The organism is Arthrobacter sp. LjRoot78 (assembly GCF_964254335.1).
In the GTDB taxonomy this organism is placed as follows: domain Bacteria; phylum Actinomycetota; class Actinomycetes; order Actinomycetales; family Micrococcaceae; genus Arthrobacter.
Genome location: NZ_CAXUTG020000001.1, coordinates 4605924 through 4628049, shown reverse-complemented (window position 1 = coordinate 4628049; position 22126 = coordinate 4605924). Strand labels below are relative to the sequence as shown.

At 65.0% G+C, this 22126-nt stretch carries 19 protein-coding genes; 10 read left to right on the top strand and 9 right to left on the bottom strand.

Annotated features, from left to right (window positions below; translation table 11 throughout):
- Positions 1 to 175: 175 nt before the first annotated feature.
- The 5 genes from trxA to ACSQ1X_RS21440 all read right to left on the bottom strand — a co-directional run bounded on the left by trxA (position 176) and on the right by ACSQ1X_RS21440 (position 6036).
- Entirely contained in the window at positions 176 to 502 is a 327-nt protein-coding gene (trxA, locus tag ACSQ1X_RS21460) for a thioredoxin (RefSeq protein ID WP_011693983.1), read from the bottom strand.
- Positions 503 to 538: 36 nt separating this feature from the next.
- Positions 539 to 1495 (bottom strand): thioredoxin-disulfide reductase, encoded by a 957-nt coding sequence (trxB, locus tag ACSQ1X_RS21455; RefSeq protein WP_436059220.1) that lies wholly within the window; start codon positions 1493 to 1495, stop codon positions 539 to 541.
- Positions 1496 to 1711: 216 nt separating this feature from the next.
- The gene (locus tag ACSQ1X_RS21450; protein ID WP_436059219.1) at positions 1712 to 3316 is read right to left on the bottom strand and encodes an ABC transporter substrate-binding protein; all 1605 of its coding nucleotides are present in this window, start codon (positions 3314 to 3316) and stop codon (positions 1712 to 1714) included.
- Positions 3317 to 3483: 167 nt separating this feature from the next.
- Positions 3484 to 5478 (bottom strand): murein biosynthesis integral membrane protein MurJ, encoded by a 1995-nt coding sequence (gene murJ, locus ACSQ1X_RS21445; protein WP_436059381.1) that lies wholly within the window; start codon positions 5476 to 5478, stop codon positions 3484 to 3486.
- A 57-nt stretch (positions 5479 to 5535) separates the two neighbouring features.
- Positions 5536 to 6036 (bottom strand): NUDIX hydrolase, encoded by a 501-nt coding sequence (locus tag ACSQ1X_RS21440; protein WP_055797368.1) that lies wholly within the window; start codon positions 6034 to 6036, stop codon positions 5536 to 5538.
- Positions 6037 to 6244: 208 nt separating this feature from the next.
- On the opposite strand from ACSQ1X_RS21440, the gene ACSQ1X_RS21435 reads away from it, so the two are divergent.
- The 5 genes from ACSQ1X_RS21435 to ACSQ1X_RS21415 all read left to right on the top strand — a co-directional run bounded on the left by ACSQ1X_RS21435 (position 6245) and on the right by ACSQ1X_RS21415 (position 12214).
- Positions 6245 to 7735: a CCA tRNA nucleotidyltransferase gene (locus tag ACSQ1X_RS21435; protein WP_436059218.1), complete on the top strand. Its 1491-nt coding sequence runs from the start codon at positions 6245 to 6247 to the stop codon at positions 7733 to 7735.
- Positions 7736 to 8320, top strand: a complete 585-nt coding sequence (locus tag ACSQ1X_RS21430; protein ID WP_436059217.1) for a histidine phosphatase family protein — start codon at positions 7736 to 7738, stop codon at positions 8318 to 8320. It begins immediately after the preceding gene.
- 663 nt (positions 8321 to 8983) lie between these two features.
- Positions 8984 to 9127 carry a hypothetical protein gene (locus tag ACSQ1X_RS21425; RefSeq protein WP_436059216.1) on the top strand — a complete coding sequence of 48 codons (144 nt, stop codon included), beginning with the start codon at positions 8984 to 8986 and terminating at the stop codon, positions 9125 to 9127.
- 185 nt (positions 9128 to 9312) lie between these two features.
- On the top strand, positions 9313 to 10782 hold the full coding sequence (locus ACSQ1X_RS21420) for a glycosyltransferase family 87 protein (RefSeq protein WP_436059215.1): 1470 nt from the start codon (positions 9313 to 9315) through the stop codon (positions 10780 to 10782).
- On the top strand, positions 10775 to 12214 hold the full coding sequence (locus ACSQ1X_RS21415) for a phytoene desaturase family protein (RefSeq protein ID WP_436059214.1): 1440 nt from the start codon (positions 10775 to 10777) through the stop codon (positions 12212 to 12214). The genes ACSQ1X_RS21420 and ACSQ1X_RS21415 overlap by 8 nt, the downstream gene beginning before the upstream one ends.
- A gap of 51 nt (positions 12215 to 12265) precedes the next feature.
- On the opposite strand, the gene ACSQ1X_RS21410 is transcribed toward ACSQ1X_RS21415, so the two are convergent.
- A complete protein-coding gene (locus tag ACSQ1X_RS21410) occupies positions 12266 to 12913 on the bottom strand; it encodes an NAD(P)-dependent oxidoreductase (protein ID WP_436059213.1) in 648 nt (215 codons plus the stop codon).
- Between the two features lie 122 nt (positions 12914 to 13035).
- Between ACSQ1X_RS21410 and ACSQ1X_RS21405 the strand changes: the two genes are divergently transcribed.
- The gene (locus ACSQ1X_RS21405; RefSeq protein WP_436059212.1) at positions 13036 to 13395 is read left to right on the top strand and encodes a winged helix-turn-helix transcriptional regulator; all 360 of its coding nucleotides are present in this window, start codon (positions 13036 to 13038) and stop codon (positions 13393 to 13395) included.
- Here the strand turns inward: ACSQ1X_RS21405 and ACSQ1X_RS21400 are convergent.
- Positions 13359 to 14069: an ABC transporter ATP-binding protein gene (locus ACSQ1X_RS21400; protein ID WP_436059211.1), complete on the bottom strand. Its 711-nt coding sequence runs from the start codon at positions 14067 to 14069 to the stop codon at positions 13359 to 13361. The two genes, ACSQ1X_RS21405 and ACSQ1X_RS21400, sit on opposite strands and share 37 nt — an antisense overlap.
- A 51-nt stretch (positions 14070 to 14120) precedes the next feature.
- Positions 14121 to 15230 carry an ABC transporter permease gene (locus ACSQ1X_RS21395; protein WP_436059210.1) on the bottom strand — a complete coding sequence of 370 codons (1110 nt, stop codon included), beginning with the start codon at positions 15228 to 15230 and terminating at the stop codon, positions 14121 to 14123.
- Positions 15231 to 15430: 200 nt separating this feature from the next.
- On the opposite strand from ACSQ1X_RS21395, the gene ACSQ1X_RS21390 reads away from it, so the two are divergent.
- From ACSQ1X_RS21390 to ACSQ1X_RS21375, 4 genes are all read left to right on the top strand, one after another.
- Positions 15431 to 16741, top strand: a complete 1311-nt coding sequence (locus tag ACSQ1X_RS21390) for a sensor histidine kinase (RefSeq protein ID WP_436059380.1) — start codon at positions 15431 to 15433, stop codon at positions 16739 to 16741.
- Positions 16738 to 17391, top strand: coding sequence for a response regulator (locus tag ACSQ1X_RS21385; protein ID WP_436059209.1), 654 nt, complete (start codon positions 16738 to 16740; stop codon positions 17389 to 17391). The genes ACSQ1X_RS21390 and ACSQ1X_RS21385 overlap by 4 nt, the downstream gene beginning before the upstream one ends.
- A gap of 58 nt (positions 17392 to 17449) precedes the next feature.
- Positions 17450 to 19441: a penicillin-binding transpeptidase domain-containing protein gene (locus ACSQ1X_RS21380; RefSeq protein WP_436059208.1), complete on the top strand. Its 1992-nt coding sequence runs from the start codon at positions 17450 to 17452 to the stop codon at positions 19439 to 19441.
- A gap of 110 nt (positions 19442 to 19551) precedes the next feature.
- Entirely contained in the window at positions 19552 to 21234 is a 1683-nt protein-coding gene (locus ACSQ1X_RS21375; RefSeq protein ID WP_436059207.1) for an ABC-F family ATP-binding cassette domain-containing protein, read from the top strand.
- Between the two features lie 73 nt (positions 21235 to 21307).
- Here ACSQ1X_RS21375 and ACSQ1X_RS21370 read toward each other — a convergent pair whose 3' ends face one another.
- Positions 21308 to 22000: a GntR family transcriptional regulator gene (locus ACSQ1X_RS21370; RefSeq protein WP_436059206.1), complete on the bottom strand. Its 693-nt coding sequence runs from the start codon at positions 21998 to 22000 to the stop codon at positions 21308 to 21310.
- Positions 22001 to 22126: the final 126 nt, after the last annotated feature.

Below are 22126 nucleotides of genomic sequence, written 5' to 3'. Positions count from 1 at the left end.
TAGCCAGCCCTGTACGCCGTCACTCGCGACCCCGGCCATCGCGCCCGCTACTCGGCCATAGCCAGCAAAGCCAAGGACAGAAAAGCGGTGGCCACCACCTGTCCAGGTGATGGCGACCGCTTTTAGTATCCCGGGTTGCCGGGCTACGCATGATGCCGCTTAGACGGTCAGCGTACTACGACAGGACGTCAGCAAATTCCTTCTCAAAGAACTGCTTCGGCTTGGCGCCGATAACGGTGTTCTTCACCTCGCCACCCTGGAACAGGTAGACGGCGGGAATGGACGTGATGCCGTATTCGGCTGCGATTGCCGGGTTGTCATCTACGTTTACCTTGACGACATTGACCTTCTCGCTGTACTCAACGGAGATCTCGTCCAGGATAGGGCCCAGCTTGCGGCAGGGACCGCACCATTCGGCCCAGAAGTCCACGATGACCGGCTTGTCGGCCGAGAGTACATCCGTGCTGAAGCTTGCGTCGGTTACGTCTTTCGCGTTGCTCATTGTTTTGTTGTTTCCCTTCGGATCAATAGTGCGCTGTTAGGCGTGGAAGTCTGCGAGATAGTGCTCGACGTCGATAGCTGCCACGCAACCGGAGCCGGAGGCGGTGATGGCCTGGCGGTAGGTGGGGTCTACAACGTCGCCGGCAGCGAATACACCCTTGACGCTCGTCTTGGAGCTGCGCCCTTCAACGGCAATGGTGCCGGCCGGAGTGATTTCCAGGGTGTCCTTGATGAGCTCGGTGCGTGGATCGTTTCCGATGGCTACGAATACGCCGGTGACAGCCAATTCGGATTCGCTGCCGTCAACGAGGTTCTTCAGCTTCAAGCCTGTGACCTTATCGCCGCCGAGGACATCTTCAACAGCGGTGTTCCACACAAAGTTGATCTTTTCGTGGGCCTGTGCGCGGTCACCCATGATCTTGGAAGCCTTGAGCGTGTCCCGGCGGTGCACCACGGTGACGGACTCGGCAAACTTGGTGAGGAACAGTGCTTCTTCCATGGCGGAGTCGCCGCCGCCGATGACCGCGATGTCCTGGTCCTTGAAAAAGAAACCATCACAGGTTGCACACCAGCTAACGCCGTGGCCTGAGAGTCGCTTTTCGTTCGGTAGGCCGAGCTCACGGTAAGCCGATCCGGTGGACAGGATAATGGCGCGAGCCTGGAAGGTCTCCCCCGTCGCGATGGTGACGGATTTGATGTCGCCGTCGAGATCCAAAGCCGTGACGTCCTCGAACTGGATCTCCGTGCCGAACCGGGCGGCCTGCTTTTCGAAGTTCTCCATGAGGTCGGGACCCATGATGCCTTCAGGGAATCCGGGATAGTTTTCCACGTCGGTGGTGTTCATCAACTCCCCGCCGGCAGTGACGGAACCGGCAAGGAGCAGCGGCTTAAGGTTGGCGCGTGCCGTATAAACTGCAGCCGTGTAGCCTGCAGGGCCGGAGCCGACGATGATGACATCACGTACTTGGGACGCGGTGTTTTCTGCGGTGCTCACTGAACGGTGAACCTCTTCCTTAGTCGATGCGCCTGCTTTTGCTGGCCGGCCACATGGCACAACCCATTGTTGATCCTGAATATTCCGGGCATGGAGGTAGGCCAACAAGACGCCACCACTCAGGGTACCGCCTAGTCGTTCCGGAAAAAGCCGTGTTACCGGGCACAGAAGGTGCTCTGGCCCGGGGCAGCCCCGTATTGGCCGGGGGTCAGCCCGCTACTGGACCTTGATCTCGCCGAGGCGGAGACCATAGCCGAAGCGGGTTTTCGGTGCAGCCAGCTTGGGCAGGTTCTTGATGGACACGATCACGTACTGGGCAGTGACCGGCTCCGGGAGCGGCATGGTCAGATCCGGTGAGGTGAAGCTGTTGGTCCCGACCTGCTTGGCGCCTTCCAGGGACGGACGGTCATTTGTCAGCACGCTGATATTGCCTCCGGAGCCGCCAAGCTGGCTGAGCGTGATGGACGAAACCTTCGAGGGGCTCTTCAGCTTCACCACCAGGGAAACATCGGGAGCCAGCCCGCCCCAGTTGTCCGTTGCAAACTCCATGTCCGACCAGTAGCTTGCCGCATTGCCGTCGAACGTCTTTGAAAGGTCACCATCGTAGGTGGCGGCAAAATCGAAGTCGCCAAGGCGGGAGACGCCCTCGACGGCGGGCGGACCTGCGGCCGGCGCTGTGGACTGGCTTGCTGTCGGCTCGCCGCTGGTCTGTGGCTGGGACGCGCTGCTTGAGGTTCCGGGAGCGGGGTTGCTCTGGGGCTCGCTCTTGAAGAGGCTCCCGAGGTTGGAGACGGCAAAGATGAGGCCGACCACTAGCACGGCAGCAAGCAGCCCTCCTACGAGCCACCGCATTGACCGCGGCTCGCGCTCCGGTGGCTCGTCGTCGTCGTAATATTCGTCCGCTTCGTCGCCCCGACCGCCACCGGCGAATGCCGGGAATGTGGCTGCCATCCGTTCGCGGGCGGTCCTGGCCGGCCCGGTGGAGGGCGCCTCTTCTTCCGGGTAGTCATAGTCGTTGTTCGCCCACAGGGAGACTTTGGGCGATTCGGCTTCTGCGCGGGCCTGGGCGTTGGGGTTTTCGGTGTTCCGGCCGGCGGGTACGGCCTGCTGCGGGGTGGTCGCCTGAGGTGCAGTGGTGGGTTCCCGGGACGCTTTGCCAGCCGCTGCGCCACCGGCAGCGAGCCCGGCTGCGCCGGCAGCGGCTCCAGCAGCGGCAGCAGCGCCGGCTCCATGCCCGCGTGCCTGGCCCGAGTCGGATCCCGAGGAGCCGACGGAGGGGGCCGACGTCGGGCGAACGGGCGCGGTGCGGGGCGGCACCACGGGAGGGACAACCGGCGGGGACGTGGGCTTGCGGTCCTGGCCGGCCGGCTGGTTGTTGCCGTAGTTGATGTAGCCGGCGTCGACTTCTTCCTCGTCGTACAGGCCGTCATATGTTTCCGGCTCGTGGGACCGGGCGGTACCGAAAATCTCGCTGCCCAGCGTGTCCGTGAAGAAGGGCTCCACATAGGGCGGGTTGGAGGCAACCACGAGGTCCAGGAGATCGGCGGCTGACGTGTGGTTGGTGATCAGGTAGGTGGTGGACTCGCTGACGCCAAGATCGAGGATCTGCACGTTTCCGGGCCGTTCCCCGGTGGCAACCTCGCGGGCGCTCTGGGCCACCTGCTCCGCGTTATCCGGACCCGCAACCAGGATGCTCACCGGCCGGTTGAGGACCTGGTCAACACCATCCAGCACCAGATCATGGTCGTGTGAGGTCAATACGGTGGCGGTGACCTTGTAGCGGCCGCCGAGCACTGATCCAACATCGATCGGGTGGGACACGGGTTCCTCCTAGACTGCCCGGGGAATCCCCGCCTCAATCATGCCAAAGCGGATACGCCGGTTAGCCGGTTAATTTCTGGTCTGTTACTACTACCCTAGTTAGCTTCTGATCCTAGCCGATGGTGCGTTACGGCCGTGTGAGACAGGCACGGTGAAACCGCGGCAGTTCACCTCTTTTTCTTCCGCCGACCTCCCGAGCGGGTGCTGAAGTGCGGGTTGCGGCCGGCCGTTCCCTGGAAGGTACGGCGCCCGGGCAGCGGGATTTCCTCGCGCATGATGCTACCCCGCGCGGTGGTGGGCACATCCTCGGACGGAAGGTATTCACCCGCGGAAGCGGTTTGGTGCGCGTCATGGTCCGGTGCCGGTTCCTCAACCTGCGGTCCCGCACGGAACGATGCCGCATCGAACTCTCCGGAAATTCGGGGGATCAGGCCGGTGTCAACCGAAACGGTGGCGCGCTCCGGCGTCGTGCGTCCCCGGAGCCCGGCGGTATCCCGCGCCTTATCCGCTGCGGTGTCCGCCGGTGCAGTTGGGGCGGACCGCCGCCCCAGCCTGCCGAGAAGCGGCTGCAGCAGGTCGCGGAGTTCCGTGACGCGGAAGAGCTTGAGCAGGAACAGGTACGCCACGAGCATCACAGGCCCGACGACGACGACGGTCACCAAGGCCTCGATCCGGCCGCTCCAGGCGAACCCGTCGGCGCTGTAGCTGCCCATGAGCCATAGCGCACCGGCGCCGGCCACGGCGGAACCCAGTGCCGCGTAACCCATCCGTATGTACGAATTGGCGATGCGGGGGCCGTCAAGGTGCCCCAGAAGGCGGCGGAGAAAGTGCGCACTCACAATCACGGACAGGATGTTGCCGCCCGTGTAAAGGATGGCTATGGCAAAGATGATCTGGTTGTACGGCAAGAACTGGATGGCGAAGGCCGCAACCACGTTGACGATCGCCAGGACCAGCTGGATGTAGAAGGGCGTGCGGGCATCCTCGTTGGCGTAAAAGACCCGGGACATCATGAAGTTGGCGCTCATGAACGGCGTGCTGAGGGCCAGGATGGTCAGGGTCTGCGCGAGCATCACGCCGTCCTGCACCTTGCCGCCGGAGAAGAACATGCCCAGCGGTCCGGCCAGTGCGAAGAGAGCCAATGCGCCAAAGACCGTGGCCACTGCCATGGTCCGCAGGCCGTGGGACAGGGCGTCCCGCAAGGCCGCCCTGTCGCCGTCCTGGGAGGCCCGCGTCATCCTGTTGAACAGAACGGTGGCCAGCGAGAGGGCGATGATCGAGTGCGGCAGCAGGTATAGCTGGCTGGCCACTTCCAGCACGGCGTTGCCCGGGAGGAACCCGGCCGCCGGATCCCCGGCACGCTCGAGGCGCAGGCGTTCGGTACCCGGAATAGTGGCAATGCGCATTACGTACAGGAAGGCGAGCTGGCCGACGGCGGCAGTAAGGAGCGTCCAGACGCTCAGTTTTGCGGCCTGCCCCAGGCCCACTCCGCGCCAACCAAACCTTGGACGGAGTCCCAGCCGGAGCCGGAATACCGGAATCAGCAGGATGGCCGTCTGGGCCACCACGCCGATGGTGGAAAACCCGGCGATAAGGAACGTCTGGGTGGGTCCCCAGTTGTCCAGGGTGTGGGGATTTGTGACGTTGGCCCCGAGGATCCAGATGAACATGCCCAGGCCGGCGATGGCCACGATGTTGTTCAGGATAGGTGCCCACATTGCCGGTCCGAACGCCCCGTTGGCGTTCAGAACCTGCGTGAGCAGGGCATACAGGCCGTAAAAGAAGATCTGGGGCAGGCACCAGAAGGCGAAGGAAACCGCGAGTGATTTCTGTTCCGCCGAATAGCCCTGCGTGGTCAGCTCAATAACCCACGGCGCCAGGAGGGTCACCAGCAACGTCAGGCTGAGAAGCACCAGGACAGCCAGGGTGAGCAGGCGGCTGATGTAGTCCGCTCCCCTGTCCGGGGCCTTGCTGGCCTTGATGATCTGGGGCACCAGGACGGCGTTGAACACACCACCGGCCACGAGGAGGAAGATCAGGTTGGGAAGGTTGTTGGCATTGATAAAGGTGTCATTGACCGTGGAGCCGAGGCCAAGGGCTGCACCCAGCATCCAGGTCTTGCCGAAGCCCAGGAACCGGGAGACGAGTGTTCCGGCCGCCATGACGGCACTGGAGCGGGCCTCGCTGGGCTGGACGGTCTTGGAATCAGTCACAGAACCTCAGAGGTGATCCGGAAGGACTTCCCTGGCGAGGTCCGCGATGCGGCGCTCATTCGGAAAAGACAGCTTGCGGGCGAGCTCCTGGATGGGCACCCAGGCGACATCCACGGCTTCCTGGTCGGGATCGTTTTCGATAGTCAGCTCGCCGCCCGTGGCCCGGAGCAGGTAGTGGTGGACGGTTTTGTGGACGCGGTGTCCGCTGACGGTAAACCAGTAGTCGATACTGCCCAGCGGGGCCAGGATGCTTCCGCTGATGCCGGTTTCTTCGGCGATCTCGCGGACGGCCGCTTCCTCGTTCTTTTCCTTGCCCTCCGGATGGCCCTTCGGCAGGCACCACTCGAGGCGTCCCCCGCGGTTGAGGCGGGCGATGATCGCAACCCTCAGTTCGCCGTCGGACGTGTCAACAACAACGCCGCCGGCGGAGATTTCCTCAACGGTGGGCAGCGAGGCCGGTCCCGAGTGCTGGGCGGGCGCGACATGGGCACCGATTGCCGACGGCAACGGTGGGTTTGTCCTCCTGCCAGGAGCACTCGGTACGGGATGGGCCATGAAGTCCACTCTAACGACTCTTGCCCGTTCCTGATGACCGGAACATGACAAGAAAGTGGACTGCGTATGACGTAGATTCCGGAAGCCACGGTGTAACGGCGCGGTTAGGCGGCCCCGATTGGTGCTTGTTGGCATGGTTTTCTGACAAGCTTAAGTAACTATGGCGCACGCACATCAAAAGTCCGACCCGCACACCGTCGATTTCCAGGTGGACCCGGTGGTCCTGGAGCTCGGGCAGCGCTTCGTCGACGCCGGACACGAATTGTCGCTGGTGGGCGGCCCCGTTCGTGACCTGTTCCTGGGCAGGCTCTCCCCTGACCTTGACTTCACCACGGACGCCACACCGGACCAGACTCTGGCGCTCATCAAGAAATGGGCGGACAACTTCTGGGAGATCGGACGGGCATTCGGCACCATCGGTATGCGGAAGTCCGGCTTCCAGATTGAGATCACCACCTACCGCGCCGAGGCTTACGACCCGGAGTCACGCAAGCCCGTCGTCGCGTTCGGGTCATCCCTCACGGATGACCTCCTGCGCCGGGACTTCACCATCAACGCCATGGCGCTGCGGCTGCCCTCGATGGAATTGGTTGATCCGTTCGGCGGCGTCCGCGACCTCCATGCCTCCGTTCTGGCCACTCCAAGTTCGCCGGAGTCGTCCTTTTCCGATGACCCGCTACGCATGATGCGGGCCGCCCGCTTCGCCTCCCAGCTCGGTGTGGCGGTCCGCGAGGACGTTAAGCAGGCGATGACGCAGATGGCGGAACGGATCACCATCATTTCCGCGGAACGTATCCGCGAGGAACTGGTGAAGCTCATCTGCGGAGCTCATCCCCGCGTGGGCATCGACCTCCTGGTGGACACCGGCCTGGCCGAATTCGTCCTGCCGGAAGTTTCCGCGCTGCGGCTCGAAGCGGACGAACACCACCGCCACAAGGACGTTTACCAGCATTCCCTACAGGTACTTGAGCAGGCCGCATCCCTGGAGACGGATTCCGACGGCGCCGTGCCCGGCCCCGATTTTGTGCTGCGGTTTGCTGCCCTTATGCACGACGTCGGCAAGCCGGCGACGCGCCGTTTCGAACCCGGCGGTGCCGTGAGCTTCCGCCACCACGACATGGTGGGCTCCAAACTGACCAAGAAGCGGATGAAGGCCCTCCGCTTCGACAACGACACCATCAAGGCCGTGGCACGCCTGGTGGAGCTGCATATGCGTTTCTACGGCTACGGCGAGGCCGGGTGGAGCGACTCCGCCGTCCGCCGCTACGTGACGGACGCCGGGCCCCTCCTGGAACGCCTGCACCGGTTAACGCGGTCGGATGTGACCACACGCAACCAGCGCAAGGCCGACAGGCTTTCCTTCGCCTATGACGACCTCGAGGCGCGCATTGCGGCGCTGCGCGAGCAGGAATCGCTGGAAGCGGTCCGGCCTGACCTTGACGGCGGCCAGATCATGGCCCTGCTCGGGCTGAAGCCCGGGCCGGTGGTGGGCAAGGCCTACAAATTCCTGCTTGAAGAGCGCATGGAGCACGGGCCGCTCGATCCCGCAGTGGCCGAGGCCAGGCTGCGCGAGTGGTGGGCAAGCCAGCCCGAGGCCGCAGAACAGCAGCCGGCCGCCGGCGTCGAACTTTCCACTACCGAGGAGTCATAAGTGATTTCACTTAACAGCACCGCACGCCCCCAGCTTTGGATCCTGCGCCACGGTGAGACTGAATGGTCCAAGAGCGGCCAGTACACCGGGCTCACCGACCTGCCCCTGACGGTGGAGGGCGAGCAGCAGTCCGTGGAGGCACGGAAGATTCTCGACGGTGTTGACTTCGACCTGGTGCTCACCTCACCCCTGCGGCGCGCCCGCCGGACGGCGGAACTGGCGGGATTCCCCGACGCTGAACAGGAACCCCTGGCAGTGGAATGGAACTACGGCGACTACGAAGGCATCAGTTCCGACCTGATCCGCAAGGACAACCCGGAGTACCTGATCTGGACGCACGGCGTGCCCAACGGCGAGGCCCTTGAGGAAGTGGCTGCAAGGGCGGACAAAATTGTGGCCCGCGTGCTGGAATCCGGACTGGACAACGTACTGATTGTGGCCCATGGACACTTCTCCAGGATCCTGACCGCACGCTGGTTGGGACTGGACCCGCACGAGGGCCGGCATTTCATCCTGGGGACGGCCAAAGTCTGCACGCTGGGGTGGGACAAGAAGACCCCGGCCGTGGTCCGCTGGGGACTATAAAGACGATTTATCAAATATTTCCTGCAATTCTTCAAATCCGCTAGTCAAATGCACCAATGCTGGTGTAATTTTATTCCTGACTCCAGTGCGTTTTGCCAGGGTCATCGGCGCGTGCTGTCCGGTTAGTCAACCGAACAGCGGCAGAACAGAAAAGGAGGTTGGGAGAAATGATTACTTTGACTAGCGGATGGAAGATGACCATCACCGCCACCCCGGCCTCTGCTGCTGTCGCGCGCCCTTTTCACGGAGTGACTGCCTCCTAACCTGGCGATTCCGGCCTTCCGGCCGAATCCTTGTGGCGGCATCCTGACTCGGGAAGCTCCCCGGCAGCCAGCCGTAAAGCGGGCCCCATGCGGTTACGCAACACCCCATAGTTCGGAACCCGGCTTCTTGTTGGGGTCTGTGGCGTAGCTGCATCTTGGAGCCATTCTTCGCTTGGCGAAATCCACCAATTGCTTCGGTCTTTATTCCGGAGCCAATTCACCGGGCATTCCTATGCCTAATTACTGCCATTAATTCCGTCAATTAACTGGCCCTATTCGTCATGCCCAATTCCGGGCGCAAACACTCATCAAAGGACCCTAAGTGAGCAGCACTGCCAGCACCATGCAACACGTCGACCGTGGCCGACGACGCCTGACAACACCCCGGAAGGAGGTAACCATGATGAAAAGGCTCCGTGCCGTTCTGCGCTTTGGCTGGCAGCCGGCGATGAAGGAGAAGACGCTGTTCAACGGCCAGCTCCTCGACCAGAACCGTGAAGACGTGTATGTCGTCCTGCACCAGATGGGTGGCGTCATTCGCTGAGTAGGCGACCGTCGTTCCCTCAACTACCGCGCTGCAGCCGGTAACGGACATATCCAGGAGATCCAATGGCGGCGAGCAAAATTTATGCACAAAAGGCCCAGGCGGCGACGCGTGGGCCTTTTGTTGGCCGGTACAGCCGTCAGGCCGGGACGACTGGTGCGCGGCTGCGACGGTAAGCTCGAGGCATGCAGGAGACAATGCCGCCGGCGCACCGGAAACGGTCCCGCCTGGTTATCCCGAGCCGAAGTGATCTCCTGCTCAGGAACTTCACCGAGCTGATCGGCGGGCCCATGGGGCGCCGGGCTGAACCCGGAGTCGTCTCGCCGGGTATTTTCACCGTTGAACGCGTTCTGATCATCCTCACGGTTCTGGCCGCCCTGGCAAGCATCATGGTCAAGAACTACTGCCGCGCAAACGGCTGGGAGTCGCCGGGACAGTTCTACTCCACCTGTTATTCGGATTTCCCGGAGCTTTTCCGCAACCGCGGACTGGGCGATGGCACCTTTCCCTTTTTCAGTGAAGGCAGCTTCTTCGAATATCCCGTCCTGATGGGAATCATCGCGGGCCTGACAGCCATGCTGGTCCCGGGGCAGGGCCCCACCGATGCACGCATTCTCGGCTACTTCGACGTCAATGCCACTCTCATCGCCGCCGTCTGGATCGTCACGGTCCTCGCAACTGCGCGCATGAGCCGGCGCCGGCCGTGGGACGCCGCTATGGTGGCGGTGGCCCCCGGTATCATCCTCGCCGGGGTGATCAACTGGGACATGTGGGCCGTGTGCCTGCTGGCCGTCGGGATGTATTTCTTCTCCCGTGACCGGCTGGTGCTGGCCGGCGTCCTGATCGGTTTGGGCACGGCCACCAAGCTCTACCCGGTCCTGATCTTCGGGGCGATCCTCCTGCTGGCGCTGCGGACCGGAAAGATCCGACCCCTGCTGGTCACCGCCGCCGCGGCCGCCGCCGCATGGCTCGCCATCAACCTCCCCATCGCCGCGATGAACCCCTCCGGCTGGAAGTACTTCTACCAGTTCACCGAGGACCGCCCGGCCGGCTACAGCTCCCCCTGGTTCGCCTACAACCTGGTGGCCGGGCGCCTGCAATGGATGCCCCTGGGGCCCGAAGCGATCAACACCCTTGCCCTCAACCTGTTCCTCATCAGCTGCGTGCTCATCGCCTTGCTGGCGCTGACGTCACCGCGCCGACCCAGGCTCGCCCAGCTGGCGTTCCTGATAGTTGCGGCATTCATCCTGACCAACAAGGTGTATTCACCGCAGTTCGTTATCTGGCTGATCCCCCTTCTGGCCCTGGCCCGCCCGCGCTGGCGCGACTTCCTGATCTGGCAGGGAATCGAAGGCCTGCACTGGGCGGCGGTCTGGATGTACCTCGGGCAGGTAACGAGCGGGGGCCCGACCCAGCACAACATTGATATGCCCTATTACGTGCTGGCGGTGGGCCTGCACATGATTGCCACGGCATACCTGATGGTCCGGGTCGCCTGGGATATCTGGGACCCGGGCTACGACATCATCCGCCGCCACTCGCTGGACGATCCCCAAGGAGGGCCGTTCGACGGCGCACCCGACTGGTTGCGACTGGATCCGGCGAACCCTGCCGCTTCGGTGCTCCCCTGGCGGAGGGCGGCCCGCGATGCCTGACGTCGCCGTCGTCGGCTCCGGTCCCAACGGCCTTGCCGCAGCGGTAACAATGGCCCGCGCCGGCCTCAAGGTTCATGTGTTTGAGGAGGCAGCCACTCCCGGCGGCGGCCTTCGGACCTCCGAACTGATGCAGCCCGGCCACCTGCATGATATTTGCTCGGCAGTCCAGCCGATGGCGCTGGCCTCCCCCTTTTTCCAGGCCTTCGAGCTGGCACGGCGAATCCACCTCATCACGCCCGAGCTCTCCTTCGCGTCGCCCCTGGACGGGGGCCGGGCTGCGCTGGCGTACCGCTCCCTGGACCGCACTGCTGAGGGGCTCGGACGGGACGGCCCCGCGTACCACCGCCTGATGGCACCCCTCGTCCGCCGGGCCGCCGGCGTTGCCGACTTCACCCTCAACCAGCTCTTGCGGATCCCGCACGACCCCGTTGCGGCAGTGCTATTCGGCCTGCGGAGCCTTGAACAGGGCTCACCGGCATGGAACACCAGATTCAGGGACGATCTGGCACCGGCCCTCCTGACTGGTGTTGCCGCGCACTCCGTGGGCGCCTTGCCGTCGCTGGCACCCGCCGGTGCAGGGCTCATGCTGGGCACGCTGGCGCATGCGCAGGGCTGGCCTATTCCGACGGGCGGGTCAGCTTCCATCGCCAGCGCCATGGTCCGGGACATCGAAGCGCACGGCGGGTCCGTGGAAACCGGGCGGCGGATCGATTCCCTGGCGGAACTGCCGGCGGTCAGGGCGACACTCCTGGATATAGCGCCCCCGGCACTGCTCAGGCTTTCCGGAGACAGGTTGCCCGCCGGGTACCGTCGGTCCCTGGCGTCATATCGGTTCGGGAACGCCGCCTGCAAGGTTGATTTCATCCTGGCCGGACCGGTTCCGTGGCAAGCGGCGGACTTGGCGGACGCCGGCACCGTCCACGTGGGCGGCACGCGAGCCGAGATGGCCGAAGCCGAAAACCAGGTGGCTGCCGGAAAGCACCCGGATCGTCCCTACGTCCTGGTGTCCCAGCCTTCGCGGTTTGACGATTCCCGCGCCCCGAAAGGACGGCACATCCTGTGGACGTACTGCCATGTTCCGGCTGGATCAACCAAGGACATGGCGGAGGCTGTGACGGCGCAATTGGAACGTTTTGCCCCTGGTTTCCGTGACCTTGTGGTCCAGGTGCAGGTGACGACGGCGGCCGGACTGGCTGTATACAACCAGAACTACGTGGGCGGCGACTTCGCGGCGGGTTTGATGGACCTCCGCGGGCTGATACAGAGGCCAGTGGTCAGTCCCGTCCCGTGGCGAACTCCCCTGCCGGGCGTGTACCTGTGCTCCTCCTCCACCCCTCCCGGTCCCGGCGTTACCGGCATGCCCGGCTTCCACGCCGCGAAATATGCCCTCAAAGACATATTCGGGTTGCCGCTTCCCCGGCTTGGCCTGTAGCGCCGGCTCCGGTGGCCTCGGCCTGCGGGGGCCGTGGTACGGTCCGCCAGATCAGGAAACGGGGTATCCCGGCTCGCCGACCGCGCTGGCGTCCGTGTTCGCAACTGTGAAGCGCGCCCGATGGTGGGCCGGATTTTCCAACTCGTCCAGCATTGCTGCGGCAAAGTCCTGGGTAGTGATGGACCGGCCGGCGGGTGAGTTGTCCGCCGTCACATACTTGCCGGTGCGGATGCCCGGCTGCATGACTGGGGCGGGCGCCAGCATGGTCCAGTTAAGCGACTCCGGAGCGGATCGAATTTCATCGTAGGCGGCGGCCATGGTGCGGGCTTCGGGGCGGTAGGGCTCAGGAAAATCGGGCGAATCACACAGGCGCACACCGTTGATTTCGAGTGCGCCGGCGCCCCCTACCACCAGCAGGCGCGTTGTACCGGCACTGCCGAAAGCTGCCTTCATGGCGGCCAGCCATTCGCCGTGATCACCGCCCGTGCGACTGGGCACCGTGGCCAGCACCACGGCGTCGTGATCGCTGGCAACGCTCGCGAACATGCGTGTGTCTGCCAGTTCCGCGCTGCAGGCCGTGGCGCCGGGGAGTGCAGCGCCTGTCCGCGAAATGGCGGTGACTTTGTGGCCCCGCCGCAGCGATTCCTTGACGATCTGGCCGCCCACCATGCCGGTGGCACCGTACACCGCGATTTTCATGCCGCTCCTCGGACTGGGTATCGTAGAAATTCACAGTATCTCTAGGATACCTAGGGGCGCAGAAGAAACGAGGCTGCCTAATCGATACCAACCAACTTGTCGCCTGGCCGGGCGGAGACATCATGGATCCGAAGTGCCCCTCGCGGGTTGTCTTTCAGAGGGTCGGTGACAAATGGGCCTCCCTGGTGGTGCAGGTCCTGGCGGACGGACCGGTCCGTTTCTCCGAACTGCGCAAGCATGTCCACGTAATTACCCCCAAGGTCCTTACCCAGACGCTCAGGGCGCTGGAACGGGACGGGCTGATCACCAGAACGGTGTTCGCCCAGGTCCCGCCCCGCGTTGACTACCAGCTGACTGACCTCGGGGTGTCCCTGTTGGGTCCGCTGACCGTGCTCAGGGAATGGGCTGAGTCAAATGTCGCCGGCATTCTGGGCGCCAGGGAAGCTTACGATGACGCCCGTGACGGGGCTTTGGCGGGCTGAAGGGCAGAAATCCGCCCGTCGCGCACGCTGGCCACGAGGTCTGTCATTGGCACGAATTCGGTGTCGTGGGTGACCATCACAGTGGCCACATTGAATTCGTCCGTGACCTCGCGCAGGAGCCGGATGATGCCCCCGCTCCGCTCGTGGTCCAGGGCGGCGGTAGGTTCGTCCACCAGAAGCACCTTGGGGCGGCCCATCAGGGCGCGGGCGATGTTGACGCGTTGACGCTGTCCGCCGGACAGCTGATGCGGACGCTTGTCCCGCACGGTACCGAGTCCGACGACGTCCAGAAGCTCGTCGGCGCGCCTGCGGGCCGCAGCCAGGGGTTTCCCGCGCAGATGGTCCGCGAGGAGAAGCTGCTCGGCCGCGGTCAGGGACGGCAGAAGATTCGGCTGTTGGAAGATGATGCCGATCCGTTCCCTGCGCAGGGCTGTCAGCTCAGCGTCGCGCAGGCCGTTGGCCTCCTGCCCGTCGATGGTCACCACGCCCGAGGTGGGACGGATGAGCGCCGCTGAGACTGCAAGGATGGAGGACTTGCCGGATCCCGACGGTCCTACGAGGGCGAGAAATTCCCCTGTGCCGAGTGCGAGGTTCACGCAGTCCAGTGCCTTGAGGGTGGTGTCTCCGTCCGGGTACTCGAGCGTCACGTTGACCAGGTTGAGCGGGGTATCCAATGGAGTATGCCTTTCAGGGAATATAAATGTGGAAGGATCATGGGGGCGGAGTCAGTTGCCGCCGAGGGCAAGCAGGGGGTCAACCCTGGTCACGCCGCGGACGGCCACTGCTGCACCGCACAGGCCCAGGAGCAGGATGCCGGCGATGGGCACCAGCGTGGTGGCGGGGGTGAGCAGGAACGGCGCCGCCTGTGCCGCCAGGTACCCGCCGAGCAGGCCCGTTCCGCCGCCGGCAAATGTCCCCGCGGCCAGCACCATCAGGGCCTGTCCCATTGCATCCCGGAGTACGTAGCCGGGCGACCCGCCCATCGCCTTGACCACGGCAATGTCCCGGGTCCGCTGAACGGTCCACACCGTCAGGAAGGCCACGATCACAAGGGCGGAGATGCCGTACAGGAACGCCTGCATCAACATCAGCGAGCCGTTCTCGCTCTTGAAGGATCCGAGGGCCTGGAACGAACCGTCGCGGGTGGTGCTGACCGTCCCGGCCGCAGCATCGGCGGCGTCCACGTCAACCTGGGCGCCGGCGTCGAACGTCACGGCCAGTACGGTGCCCAGGGACCCGCTGCCGATGCGGGCCAGTTGCCGCCAGTCACTCAACGAGGTCCAGACGACGCCGGTGTGTGAATACCACTGGTCAGGAACGATGCCCGCAACGGCAAGTTCGACGCCGCCCACTGCCAGGAGGCTGCCGGGGCTGAGATGCAGGTCCGCTGCGAGGGTTTCGCCCACCACGACCGTTCCGTCGTCCGCGGGATCAGGCATGGGGCTGGCCGGGCCCGCGGACAGCCCGTTACTGCCGCCGAAGACTGCCACGTTTGCGGTGCCGCCAGGCGAACCGGCCGTGCCAACGGCCTGCGCTCGGACCTGGCTGATCCCGAGCGCCTCCACCCCGGCAACGCCGTCCTGCGCGGACCAGGCGGCCAGCTGCTCCCGGGTCACTTCCGACTCGGTAAACGACGCCTTGGCCGGAGTGCCCGCCGGGGCCCCGAAGACTATCTGGTCGGTCCGCAGCCCGGCGATCGCCGAGGTTGACTGGTTGCCCAGGCCGGCAGTCAGTCCCGAGAGCATCACGAGCAGCAAGGTGATCAGGGCGATGACTGCTGCCATCAGGACGAAGCGGCCTTTGGCAAAGCGGAGATCGCGAATGGCGAGAAACACGTGGTTCCTTTCGTGGTGGTGTGGTGCTGTTTCCCACTCTTCCGCCACGGACGGCAGCGCACATCGGCCTCCCGGTTGGCCATCCGGAGACACCGGGTGGAGCAGCGGCTCAACCAAATGGTTGATCTCCGGCCGCCGGGCCCGATTTCACCTTGAAACGGGAGTCGTGGAGGATACGCTGGATTGATGCGAGGCACGTGGTGATCCAAAGCGAACCCAGCGGTTCCGCGATAATCCTGCGGCTCCTGAGAATCAGCCTCCACGTGGGCTTCGCCGTCTTGCTCCTGGTAGCTATGGCGCGCGTCCTGATGTCCGGTCCGGCCCTGTCGGGCTGGCTTTCCCTGGTCCTTGCCATGGTGCTCGCAGCCGTCTACCTCATCGGCACGATCCTGGAGAAACGCCACTCCACGGATGCGAAGCGCTTTGATCCGCGGCGATACGCACCATGGTGGCTCGGGGCAGTCTCGGCCCTGTGGCTGGTACTCATCTGGGCCAGCGCGGATTTCGTCTGGCTGGCCTTTCCACTCTTCTTCCTGCAGCTCCACGTACTGCGGCGGCGTGCGGCCCTCCCGGTCATTGCGGCGTCCACCGTGCTGGTTGTGGTGGCGCTTTGGTTCCACAACAGAGGCGCGGCCGGCCCGGCCCTGGAGCTGCCGATGGTGCTGGGGCCGGTATTCGGAGCGGCGTTCGCCGTGATTACCGGCCTCGCGTACCGGGCGCTGTACCTTGAGGCCGAGAACCAGCGCCTCGCGGCCGAGGAGTTGCGACGGACGCGCGGCGAACTGGCCCGCAGCCAGCACGACGCCGGAACCCTCACCGAGCGGGCACGGCTGGCCCGCGAAATACACGACACCCTGGCCCAAGGATTCTCGAGCATCGTGCTGATGGGCCGCTCGGCTGAAAAGGCACTCGTCGACGGCGACACCGCCACAGCCCGCGAACGGCTCCGCACGGTGCAGGAAACTGCGTCCGCCAACCTTGCCGAGGCGCGCAACTTTGTCCGCGACCTGCAGTCCCCGGCGCTTGAGCAGATGTCCCTGGCGGGGAGCCTGCGCCGGCTCTGCGAGAAGACCGAGGCCGAGGCAGCGGCACGCGGGGCTGGCCTTCGGTGCCGCTTCGACCTCGAAGGCACTCCTGTGGAGCTGCCCAACCCGTACTCCACCACCCTCCTCCGCGCGGCACAGGCGAGCCTGGCGAACGTGTGGGTCCACGCAAAGGCAAGCACCGCCGTCGTGACCCTCTCATTTCTAGGCAGCGAAGTGGCCATGGATATCTACGACGACGGCGTCGGGTTCCGCCCGGAAGCGGCGGGATCCGGAGTCGACCCGAACAGACCACAACCGCACGATGGTTCCGGATACGGCCTCCGGTCCCTCCAGGAACGGGTGGCGGCGCTGGCCGGCACTCTCGACATCGAGTCCGCTCCGGGCGAGGGAACAGTGGTGGCCATCCGGCTCCCGCTGGTGGACGCGTCGGCCACCGGGAAACCGGCAAACGGGGAGCGGCCATGAGCGGAATCCGAATCCTGCTAGTGGACGACCACCCGGTGGTACGCGCCGGGCTCCGGGCCATGCTGAGCGACTTCGAAGGCATCACAGTGGCCGCCGAAGCCGGCGACGGTGCTGCTGCGCTTGCCCAGCTGGCCAGGCTCCACACCCTGGGCGAGCCTGTGGACGTGGTCCTGATGGACCTGCAAATGGGAGCGGGCATGGACGGCGTCACGGCCACGCAAAAGATCAAGACCGGCGAGGCGGGCATGCCGGCACCGCCGGTGCTGATCCTCACCACCTATGATTCCGACGCCGATATCCTGGCTGCCGTCGAAGCCGGCGCCAGCGGTTACATGCTGAAGGATGCCCCGCCCGAGCAAATCCGGCAGGCCGTCCTCTCCGCGGCGGCCGGCGGGACGGCGCTGGCTCCGGAGGTGGCCGCCCGGCTGATGGGCAGGATCCGGAACCCTGAACCGGCACTGTCCGCCAGGGAAATCCAGCTGCTGCAGCTGCTCGCCACGGGACTGCCGAACCGTGCCATCGCCCGGCAGCTTTTCATCTCCGAGGCCACCGTCAAGACCCACCTGGTGCACATCTACGGAAAACTCGGCGTGGACAACCGCACCGCTGCGATTTCCGTGGCCACGCAGCGCCGGATCATCCGGGCCTAAACACGGGCGGGCGCCATGTGACAAGAACATTGTCCGGGCTTGCGGGCATAATGGCGCGGTGGGGAACTTTCAGAAACTTTCGCTTGCCCTTGTCGGACTCATAATTGGCGGATCGCTGGTGGCTTGCGACGACGGCCGTGCCAGCGCGCAGGACGCAGCAAAGCAGCTCGCCTCTGCGATGACTGCGCTTGACGTCGGCTCCGTCGCCTTTGAGGGCAAGGACTCCGCAGCCGCCAACGAACAGCTGAAAGAAGTCTTCCAGGCTCTCGATCCCGCCAAACCGGCCGTGGAAACCGGAGAGCTGACATTAGAGAAGGACACCGCGACGGTCCCGCTGAACTACAGCTGGAAGATCGGCTCCGGCGAGTGGAAATACACCGCCTCCGCCGAACTGAAGAAGTCCGGAGGCAAATGGCTGACCGTGTGGAAGCCTGCCCTGCTAGCCCCCGAACTGGCCGAAGGCGAAGTCATCGGCGCGGGCGCCCAGTCGCCCCAGCGCGCCGATATCCTCGGCGCCGGCGACGCGAAGCTCGTCACCTACCGCCCGGTGGTGAACGTTGGCATCGACAAGCCCAAGCTGGGTTCAGCCGACCCCGCCGCGTCCGCCACCAAACTTGCCCAGCTGGTGGGAGTGGACCCGGCCGCGTACACACAGCAGGTACAGGCTGCCGGCCCCGCCGCTTTCGTCACCGCCATCACCCTGCGCCAGGACGGCCGGACCATTACCGACGAACAGATTGCCCAGATCCCAGGCGCCTCGTCCATCGCCGACCTCCTGCCGCTGGCGCCGACCCGCACCTTCGCCCGCGCCCTCCTGGGCACAGCGGCCGAGGCGAATGCCGAACAGATCGAAAAATCCGGCGGGACGCTCAAAGCCGGGGACACCACCGGTACGGGCGGGCTCCAGCAGCAATACGACGCACAGCTCCGCGGCACCGACGGAATCCAGGTCTATGCCGAAAAGGCAGGGCTCTCGGCTGACGAGAAGCAGGCACTGCCCAACAAAGGCCGCCGGATCCTGTTCCAGGCTGACATGAAACCGGGAACGCCGGTGAAAACCACCTTGGACCCCCGCCTGCAGCAGCTCGCCGAAGATGTCCTGGCGGAAGTCGGTCCGGCGTCCGCCATCGTGGCTCTGCGCCCCTCTAGCGGCGCAGTCCTGGCAGCAGCTTCAGGACCTGGCAGCAACGGCTACAACGCGGCCCTGCTGGGCCAGTATGCCCCCGGCTCAACGTTCAAGATGGTGGATTCCCTGGCCATGATCCGCAACGGCCTGACTCCGGACTCCAAGGTTGAATGCACGCCGACGCTCACGGTGGACGGCCGTACGTTCAAGAACGCGGAGGGCTATCCTGAAAGCTCCCTGGGGTCCGTCACCCTGCGGGACGCGTTCGCGCACTCCTGCAACACAGCCTTCATTGCGGCCCGCGACACCGTCAGCCAGGCGCAGCTTGAATCCGCGGCCACCTCCCTCGGTGTTGCCGTTGAGGCGCCCGGCCTGGGGGCAGCCGCCTTCCTCGGCTCGGTTCCCGGCGAAGCGGAGGGCACCGAGCATGCCGCTTCCATGATCGGCCAGGGCAAGGTGCTGCTCTCGCCGCTGGCTGCTGCTGTAATGGCCGGCTCCGTGGCCAAGGGGTCCCCCGTGTCACCCGTCCTCGTGCTGAACGCGGAAGCCAACTCCGGCACGGCAGCCCCCGAGGGGTCCGGAACCCCGACGGCGGACGGAACATCGTCATCGTCCTCCACGGCTCCGGCTCCGGCCAAGGCCGCCGAGAAGCCGGTCACGGCGGCGGAAGCGGCCGCGCTGGCCGACATGATGCGCGCCGTGGTTACCTCGGGACACGCTGGATTCCTGGCCTCCGTGCCGGGGGAACCCGTGGGAGCCAAGACGGGCACTGCGGAATTCGGAAATGAGAACCCGCCCAAGACGCACGCCTGGATTGTGGCGGTGCACGGCGACCTCGCCGTCGCCGTCTTCGTCGAAGAAGGCGGCCTGGGAGCCACAACATCGGGTCCTTTACTCAAGAACTTCCTCGTCGCCGCCGGTTAACCCGGCGCCTTCTCGACCGGAGCTTCTGTCCAGGTAACGCGACTTCCGGGCCGGGATAGGCGCGATATCTGGACAAAACTCCGGGACTCGGGCATGGGAAGATTGAACGCGTGGCTCATATTGACGTTTCCGGCATCGACTACTTCCTCTCCGACGGCACGCAACTGCTCAACGGGGTGAACTTCAAGGTCCCGGACGGCACCAAAACGGCGCTGATCGGACCCAACGGAACGGGAAAGACGACGCTTTTCCGCATCATTTCCGGCGATCTGGTCCCGGATGAAGGCGTGATCGGCCGGTCCGGCAACATGGGCATCATGCGCCAGTTTGTGGGGCAGGTCCGGGACGAATCCACTGTCCGCGACCTCCTGGTGTCCGCGGCCCCTCCGACGCTGGCCGCCGCCGCGCGCGCCGTCGACGAGGCCGAACTGGCCATGATGGAGCACGACGACGAGCCCACCCAGATGCAGTACGCCCAGGCGATCGTGAACTGGGGAGACGCCGGCGGCTACGACGTCGAAACCGTGTGGGACGAGGTCTGCATGGCCGCGCTGGGACTTCCGTTCGACCGCGCGCAGCACCGCCCGGCGTCGAGCCTTTCCGGTGGTGAGCAGAAGCGGCTGGTGCTGGAAGCGCTCTTCGCCGGCCCGGACGAACTGCTGCTCCTGGACGAGCCGGACAACTACCTTGACGTGCCGGGCAAGCGCTGGCTCGAGGCCAAGCTCAACGAGTCCAAGAAGACCGTCTTCTTCATCAGCCACGACCGCGAGCTGCTGAACAACGCTGCCGGCCGGATCGTGACGCTTGAGCCGGGCATCAACGGGGCAGGAGCCTGGGTCCACGGCGGCGGGTTCGGCTCCTATGTGGAGGCACGCGCGGACCGCAACGCCCGCTTCGAGGAGCTGCGCAAACGCTGGGACGAGGAGCACGTGAAGCTCAGGGAACTCGTCAACATGTACAAGAACAAGGCCGCCTTCCGCTCCGACATGGCCAATAGGTACCACGCCGCCCAGACCAGGCTGGCGAAGTTCCTGGAAGCAGGCCCGCCCGAAGCCCTGCCGATCGAGCAGAACGTGCAGATGCGGCTCAAAGGCGGCCGTACCGCCAAGCGTGCCATCGTGGCCGAAAAGCTGGAATTGACCGGGCTGATGAAGCCGTTCTCCACCGAGGTGTGGTTCGGCGACCGCGTGGGGGTGCTTGGCTCCAACGGCTCCGGCAAGAGCCACTTCCTGCGCCTGCTCGCCACCGGCGGAACGGATCCCGAGCGGGAACACCTGCCGGTGTCCGACGTCGACATCGCCGAAGTGCCGCACGATGGCACCGTGAAGCTCGGCGCCCGCATCCGTCCAGGCTTCTTCGCGCAGACGCATGTCCGCCCCGACCTGCTGGGCAAGACGCTGCTGGAGATCCTGCACCGCGGCGACGAACACCGCTCGGGACTGGGACGTGAGGCCGCAGCCGGTGCCTTGGACGGATACGGCCTGGCATCACAGTCGGAGCAAAAGTACGAGTCCCTGTCCGGCGGCCAGCAGGCGCGGTTCCAGATCCTGCTGCTGCAGCTTTCCGGAGCAACCCTCCTGCTCCTCGACGAGCCCACGGACAACCTGGACCTGCACTCCGCCGAGGCCCTGGAGCGCGCCATCGACCACTTCGAGGGAACGGTCCTGGCCGTGACGCACGACCGCTGGTTCGCCCGGACGTTCGACCGCTTCCTGGTGTTCGGCTCCGACGGCAAGGTGTACGAATCCGCCGAGCCGGTCTGGGACGAGAAGCGCGTGGAGCGCGTCCGCTAGCCGCTCTCCACTCCGGGGGTGCCCTACTGGGGGCGCGGGCGCCTGCGTGCAGGCCCGGCTGCGGGCGTGCCGGTTATTCCGGCAGCAGTTCGGAGCGTGCGCCGGCTTCCGGACCGGCAGTGCCTCCCATGGCGGCGACCAGCCGTTCCCGCGCGCGCCCCAGGTGCTCGTCGAGCAGTTCGGCGGCGGAGTCCCCCCGGCCTGCTTCAATGAGTTCGAGGATCTTTTGGTGTTCGGCCTGGATCAATGCGGTGTCCAGGAGGTGCAGGGACTGGATGCGGACCATGCACAGCCGCACCTCCCCTACGAGCGAGCGGTACATCCTGCTGATGCGTTCGTTGCCGACGGCGTCGATCAGGCTGGTGTGGAACCGCATGTCCGGTTCGATGACGTCGAGCGGGGCTCCCGTCTGCAGCGCCGCGATGTCACGGTTGGCCTGCACGGCCGCTTCCGGCACGTCCCTGGTGCGCGCGAGCCGCCGGAGTACTTCGCTTTCCAAATAGGCGCGGGCCAGATAGATGTCCCGCACGGAATCCGGTCCGAGTTCCACCACGCGGGCGGTCTTGTGCGTCCCGCGGTCCAGCAGCCCCTCCGCGACGAGCTTCTCGATCGAGGCCTTTGCTGTGGGACGAGCCACCTCGTAGGAGGAGGCCACGTCCGTTTCGGTAAGGGTGTGGCCGGAACCGAGTTCACCGGAAAAGATCCGGCTCCGCAGATCCGCGGCGATCGCGTCCACGATCGAAACTGCTGTGATTCGCCCGGCCACCGGAGCTCCATTCCCGCCAAGAGTTGCTTGAGTCACCTCAATCTTGCCAGACAAGCCAACAAGTCTCTCTTGACCAACATGTGTACTTGTTAGACAATCGAAGGGCGCCACGGTGTTGTGACGCCT